At 55.8% G+C, this 6784-nt stretch carries 5 protein-coding genes; 1 reads left to right on the plus strand and 4 read right to left on the minus strand.

The window, feature by feature from the left end; translation table 11 throughout:
- Positions 1 to 72: 72 nt before the first annotated feature.
- From EOI86_RS10765 to EOI86_RS10780, 4 genes are all read right to left on the minus strand, one after another.
- Positions 73 to 2835, minus strand: coding sequence for an aminotransferase class I/II-fold pyridoxal phosphate-dependent enzyme (locus tag EOI86_RS10765; protein WP_205032130.1), 2763 nt, complete (start codon positions 2833 to 2835; stop codon positions 73 to 75).
- Complete coding sequence (locus EOI86_RS10770) at positions 2835 to 3800, minus strand: carbon-nitrogen hydrolase family protein (RefSeq protein ID WP_127765047.1); 966 nt, start codon at positions 3798 to 3800, stop codon at positions 2835 to 2837. The genes EOI86_RS10765 and EOI86_RS10770 overlap by 1 nt, the downstream gene beginning before the upstream one ends.
- Positions 3801 to 3910: 110 nt before the next feature.
- On the minus strand, positions 3911 to 5215 hold the full coding sequence (gene gabT / locus EOI86_RS10775) for a 4-aminobutyrate--2-oxoglutarate transaminase (RefSeq protein WP_127765048.1): 1305 nt from the start codon (positions 5213 to 5215) through the stop codon (positions 3911 to 3913).
- A 33-nt stretch (positions 5216 to 5248) separates the two neighbouring features.
- The gene (locus EOI86_RS10780) at positions 5249 to 5845 is read right to left on the minus strand and encodes a VOC family protein (RefSeq protein ID WP_127765049.1); all 597 of its coding nucleotides are present in this window, start codon (positions 5843 to 5845) and stop codon (positions 5249 to 5251) included.
- A gap of 207 nt (positions 5846 to 6052) precedes the next feature.
- Here EOI86_RS10780 and EOI86_RS24610 point away from each other — a divergent pair, with 207 nt between their 5' ends.
- Entirely contained in the window at positions 6053 to 6472 is a 420-nt protein-coding gene (locus EOI86_RS24610; protein ID WP_193555777.1) for a hypothetical protein, read from the plus strand.
- The last annotated feature ends 312 nt before the right edge of the window (positions 6473 to 6784 follow it).

Below are 6784 nucleotides of genomic sequence, written 5' to 3' on the forward strand. Positions count from 1 at the left end.
GTTCCATGTTATCTGGACGGCGTCTTCTTTATCCCAGCGGGGACGCTTCGCCCTTTTCGATTTTTATTTTGCCTACTTGCCACGCATCCTTTCAGCGGATCTGACCAAGGCATCTTCCGTAAACACCCGTAACCCCAAATCCGATCGATAGCCGTGAATTTCCTTAACGTCCAAGTTTCGCAGAAATTCGATAATTTCGTCGCTGACCACCTGTCCCGGCACAAGGATCGGAAAGCCGGGGGGATAGGGAATGATGAATGTCGCGGAGACGACCTGGCGCCCCTCTTCCATCGCCTTGGCCAATGTTCCGTCCGTTAGTCCCAGATACTCACATTCTTCTTCCGCATAGGCCAAGAAGAACGCCGTGCGCATGTCTCCTTCCGGTGTCGTCCCATTCGGATCCGGCCGAAACGCGTCATGAAACCGCGAAAAGTCAGGAAGTGGTGGCAATTCGTGAGTCAGGGAATGGACCTTCTTTTCGTGAACGCGGCGTTCCGGCCCGTTCATATCTTCAGTCCGTTCTTCCAGGTCCTTCGCGATCTTCACCAAAATTTCGATCAGATAGGCGATCGAACTCCGGGTGGTCCCGATATTGGTCATGAAGAGGACGGTGTTCCGCGACGTCTTGTTGATCTGAATGCCGTACTGGTCCATCAGGACGTCGTTCTTGAAGGTATCCCCGTCAAGTCCGGTTCCACCGACGAACAGGGTTACCCGTGTTGCATCCAGGCAAAATTCGTCGCCGGACCAGGCATCCCAGATTTCGTTCCAACCCCGTTCCGGGTCATAGTAACTCTCAATACCCGACTGCCGGTGCTCGGCCGGGATCATATCGCGAACCGTCAACACCTTGAAGTGTTTGGAAAGCAGCGGGTGGGTGCTGACCCTCTGCCGAAGGACCATCGCCAATTCAACCTGCTTCTGAACCAAGTCGAACCCTTCGAGTTCGACTTGCCGGCGACCAACATCCAACGACGCCAAAATTTGGTAATTTGGCGATGTCGACGTATGCGTCATGTAGGCTTCGTGGAACGACTCCTCCACTTTGGAATTGAAGTCCTGATCGTACATATGGATCATCGATCCCTGCCGAAGCGCCGTCAGGGTCTTATGAGTGGATTGTGTCGCATAAGCACGAATTCGGACCTTATCCGGGTCCGGATAGAGGTGCTTTTCCAACAACCCGTCGATATCCCCGTCTTTGACTTTGGCGAGTTCCTTCTGCTTCTTTGCATACAAGGTCCGATATGCTTCCGACTTGTATTTCTTCCGGAGCGTGTCCGCCGAATGCATCGCCGTACGGGTTCGATACGTCGGCCCGAAACGTGCGAAACCGAACCACGCCTCATCCCACAGAAAAACGAGGTCCGGTTTGATTGCCAGACATTCTTCCATGTAACGCTCGACGTTGTATACGATCCCGTCGAATGTGCAGTTGGTCAGCAAAAGCATCTTGACACGGTGAAGCTTCCCGGCCGCCTTCAATTCCAGCAGGATCTTTTTGATTTCCCGCAAGGGAACCGCGCCATACATTGAATACTGATGTAGTGGAAAAGAATCCAGGTAGATCACTTCCGCGCCCGAAAGGACCATCCCATAGTGGTGCGACTTGTGGCAGTCGCGGTCGACGAGAACGATATCCCCGGGACGAACCAGTGCCTGCACGACAATCTTGTTGCAGGTGGACGTGCCATTTGTCGCAAAGAATGTCTTCCTTGCCCCAAACGCCCGGGCGGCCATTTCCTGCGCCTTCTTGATCGGGCCGTGAGGTTCCAGAAGCGAGTCGAGCCCGCCGGATGTCGCAGAGGTTTCCGCCAGGAAAATATTCATGCCATAGAATTCGCCCATGTCCTTGATCCAGTGCGATTTCGCAATGGATTTCCCGCGGGAAATCGGCATGGCATGGAACACGCCGGTTGGCTGCTTGGAATACTGCTTCAAGGCCGTAAAGAACGGGGTGTCGTATCGTGCATCGACCCCGCGCAGGATGTTAGTATGAAGCTCCAAAAAGTCTTCGCGATTGTAGAAGACACGACGGCAGGCATCGCCGACACGGCCCGCAATGTCTTCTACCGCTTGGTCTGTCACCAAATAAAGGTCGAGTTCGGGGCGCATGGCATTGACGACGTCGGCCAGTGCAACGCCATAATCCTGCGGCTCCAAGTCGTCCAGGTTCTCCAATTGCGCCTGCATAAGATACCTGTTGAGGACTGGCATATTGTGGGCGGAACGCAGTTTGAAACCGAAACGAATGACAACGGATTGGATCGCCGGATTAAACAGAACCGCGATCAGCGCATCTTCGAAACTTGGAACGAAGATCGGTTCATAAGTGAACGCGTCTTCATCGCGCCTGAAATCAGTGAGACTGTCTCTCTGTTGCCGCTGCTGCGCGTGGCTGATGTCGTCGACGATCAGGACCTCGAAATAAGGACGTCGGCGGATCCGCTCGTCGTTATCCTCCGCCTCTTCCTCGTCCTGCTCGGAAACATCGATGATTGAATGCAGATTGATGTGTTTGCGGCGGTAGCTCTCGCTCATCAGCGCGCCGACGATCTTGTTCACAAGGGCGAAAAGCTCTTCATACGCTTCATCGCGAAACAATGACTTGATCTGCAGCACCACCAGTCGGCCCGGAAAAGCAAAATACTCTTCCATCGGCGAAACCTGCTCTATGAGAGAGCTGACGGCTTCCAGATCGTCCGGCCTTCCCCGCCCTTCCGCCAGTCGTTGGCAGAGATTCTTAATTCTGTTCCATGTATCCGCCCGGAACATCGAGGCATTGTAGTACTGACTGAGTGAACTTCTTGTTTGTGTCTTCGCTTTTCGCGGCACTAGTCGATTCCCCCCGTTATTGCCTGCACCACGCGCGGATCAAAGTTTGGTTGATCGCTCACGGTTTGCAGCGGCATTGTTTTTGCCGGTTCTGGAACACCGATACCTTCACGGGTACCTTGAAGCGGCATTCCCAATTCTCCCAGACTGTCCAGATAGTCACTTTGGTACCCCGGCTGGTAGACGGGGAATTCGGCGTTTCCGTCCCGGAAACTCTTCAACGTTTGCCCAAGGCCACGCAGCCCGGTTGCCCGTTGGCGTCGAACCGTTTCAAAGTCGACCTCGATCGGGATGATCTCCTCCTGACCGGCCGATTGATAAATCAAATTCCCAGCCGGCCCGACGACCAGTGATCGCCCGACGCCGCCAGCCCCAAGGCCGTTGATATCAAAGATGTAGCATTGGAACATTGCGGCGGAAGATCGGGCGATTGAAAGTTCGACGTCCCGATCGATTGTGCCGGTCAAGACCGGGTGCAGCAGCACTTCCGCCCCCATGGCCGTCAACTGCCGCATCGTCTCGGGGAACCAAATGTCGTAGCAGATCGAAAGTCCGAACCGCCCCACATCGGGCACATCGAAAACAAGGCATTCGCTGCCGCCGGTAACCCCGTGCTCGTAGGGCGCGAAAGGAAACATCTTTCTATAACGCGCCACGACTTCACCAGCCGGATTGATTACGACAGCCTCATTATAAAGTTTGTCCTCGCTTCGCACGAACATCGAACCGGGGATGATCCAAACATTGTGCTGCCGGGCCTTCTCCTGAAACACGGCCAAGACTTCATCAAGGTTGGCCGGGTGGTTTTCCGGAACCGGCCCGTAAGGCGCCAATTCGCTGAACAGAATCATCTGAACCCAAGGAAACCGTAACATTGCCAAGTCAATCTTGTGGCTCATCGCGGATACGTTCTCGTGGAGAGCGGCGACGTTCATTTGAATTCCGGCAATGGCAAACGGGATCATCTAGTTCTTTCCTGCCCATCAGGGCTTGCTACTTTTGAACAAAGGTATCCAGGTGACAACGCTTGGCTGTCATCATGGCCCATGAAGTCTCAACCGAGGATCGTAATCCCCTATTCGGCCGCGGCGGAAAACGTGGCGACCTGGCGCAAAGACTGCTCCAGAATCGTCATTCCCTCGTCGACAACCGCATCACTCGCCGTCAGCGGAACCAATATGCGGATGCTGTTTCCGAACACGCCGCAGGACAACAGGATCAAACCATTGTCCAGGGCCTGCGCGCAAAGCGCCTTGGCCGCCGCCGCGTTCGGTATGTTTGTTCCGTGCCGCTCGACCAATTCGAAGGCTATCATTGCGCCGAGCTGGCGGATGTCACCAATCGGCAGATAGTCCTCCCGCGACGCTGCAGCCCGAATACGGTCGACGACACGATTCCCCAATGCCTCTGCGCGCTGGTTCAGCCCAAGCCGCTCGATTTCGTCGAGTACACCGAGGGCCGCAGCACAACTCACGGGATTGCCGCCATAGGTGCCACCCAAGCCACCGGGTTCGGGTGCATCCATGATCTCCGCCTTGCCGACAACACCGGCCAGTGGGAAGCCGCCCGCCATGCTTTTCGCCATGGTAATCATATCAGGTTCAACACCGGAATGCTCTATGGCAAAGAGTTTTCCGGTACGACAGAAGCCGGACTGGATCTCATCGGCTATCAAAAGGATGCCATGACGATCGCACACTTGCCGCAGGTGTTGCAGCAGCTCGGTCGGGGCAATGTAGAATCCCCCTTCCCCCTGCACCGGCTCAATAATGATCGCCGCCACCCGTTCCGGTTCGATATCCGCACGGAACAGCTGCTCAAGCGCCGCTACCGTATCGTCGACCGTCACACCATGCATCGGCATCGGGAATGGAAGATGGTAGACCTCTCCCGGGAAAGGGCCGAAGCCCTTCTTGTAAGGCGCGACCTTCCCCGTCAGCCCCATGGTCAGATTGGTCCGTCCATGAAACCCGCCGGAGAATGCAATAACGCCGGAACGGCCGGTATAGGCCCGGGCAATCTTGATGGCGTTTTCCACCGCTTCCGCGCCGGTCGTCACGAAAAGGCTTTTCTTTGCCGATTTTCCCGGCGCAAGCGTATTCAGTTTTTCAGCCAGTTCGACATAGGGCTCGTATGGAACAACCTGATAGGCCGTATGCGTGAACCGCGCCATTTGCTCGGCGGCCCGGGCCAGAACGGCTGGATTGCAATGCCCCGTATTCAGGACTGCGATCCCACCGGCAAAATCAACATAGCGCCGACCTTCGACGTCCCAGAGCTCGGCATTTTCCGCCTTTTGGGCGAAAATCTGCGTCGCTGTGGCGACGCCGCGCGGTGTCGCCGCCTGACGGCGGATATTCAAGGAGTTATTATCAGTCATTCCACCAGCCCTTCGAAGAATTGCATGGATGCTTCAGGCGGCTTCGCTCGCCGACCGCAAATGCATTGCCTGTTCCGCTGTCGGCACAACCATGTCCGCGCGCGGTTCATGAACGGAAAAACCGGACGGTGCTTCCGGAGAAACGACTGTCTGCTCCAAGCCTTCCGCGACGGCAGTACCTGCCTCAGTTTCCGCAGGAACGGCAGGCGCAGGAGCGATCCTATGGGCAACACTCCAAACATGGCCAAACGGATCGACGAATTTACAGAACCGTTCCCCCCACGGCGCGTCGGAGAGTTCGAACAGAACGCCGGCACCGGCGGCAAGCGCCCGTTCCCAGATTTCGTCTGTCTTGGTGAGATAGAGATGCAATCCAACCGGTGCGCCGCCGAATGCAAGCGGCGACAGAATGCCGAATGCCGGCATTTCATCCATCACGCGGATGATCGAATTGCCGATTTTGAGTTCCCCCTGGATAACGGTCAAGCCGTCATCGCTACGGAGGCATGACAGCAATTCCGCGCCGAATATCTCAACGTACCAGGCCATCGCGGCATCCGCGCCACGAATGACAAGCTGGGGCGTTGCGGTACGATAACCACGGGGAATGGAGGCAACTTTCTTTGCCATGACAGATCTCCTGGCAGTCGGTGGATGCGTGAATCGTATCCGCAATCATCACCTGTGTTGGTCCGCGGCCTTCCTTTCGAACCCGCCGTCATCTCTTTTCCTGAAAGTGCAACGGATCGTATCGGCCTAAGAAATATTGAAACACCATGATACATGATGTACACCATTGTTAATGATGTAGCTGGTTTTGTGTAAGGCGTCAACGATATGGATCAAGATGTAGCCCTTGGGGTGAGCACGACAGTCACGCAAGCAGACATCCCCATTCTCCGAGAATCGGGCCGATTGGGGGAATATGCCGTTGTCTTTCGCGCCTACCGGCAGCAACAGGGCGGCGGTTTTGGCGACCAGTCGGTTCATCCCTATGCCTGGGGCGTTCTCGTCTATGTCGATGGTCTTGTTGCCCGCGTCTATAGCGCCCGAGGGTTACCGCGAGAGTGGATGGATCTGACGCGCCTAGAAAAATGGATGCGGGAACAGGGCTTCTGGTACTGGTGGATGCGGAACGATCTGGAACCGTTGAGCGAAGGTAGTGGCGACACCGATGCCGATGAGCAAACCGGTCCAAACGAAGAACCAGGCATGCAAGGCGGCCTTCCGATCCCAATGCAATCCCAGAACAGCTAGATCTTGCACCTGAAAACGCCACCGTGATGGGCAATCCATCAATCCGGCTGGGTCGTACATGCCCTATTTACCACTCCGGGCCTCACCCGGGATACCAAGTTGCCACGGTCACCGATAACAGAGCCAAATAACCTGAAAGCCCCAAAGCATCGGCACGGTTCCCGTTCCTTCACGGTGTCGCGGGCTCATTCGGTGGGTGTTGTACAAAGCAAAAGCCCCGCATTGCGCGGGGCTTTGATGTTTGGTTGCGGGGACAGGATTTGAACCTGTGACCTTCAGGTTATGAGCCTGACGAGCTACCGGGCTGCTCCA

Source organism: Hwanghaeella grinnelliae (assembly GCF_004005845.1).
Lineage (GTDB): Bacteria > Pseudomonadota > Alphaproteobacteria > UBA8366 > Aestuariispiraceae > Hwanghaeella > Hwanghaeella grinnelliae.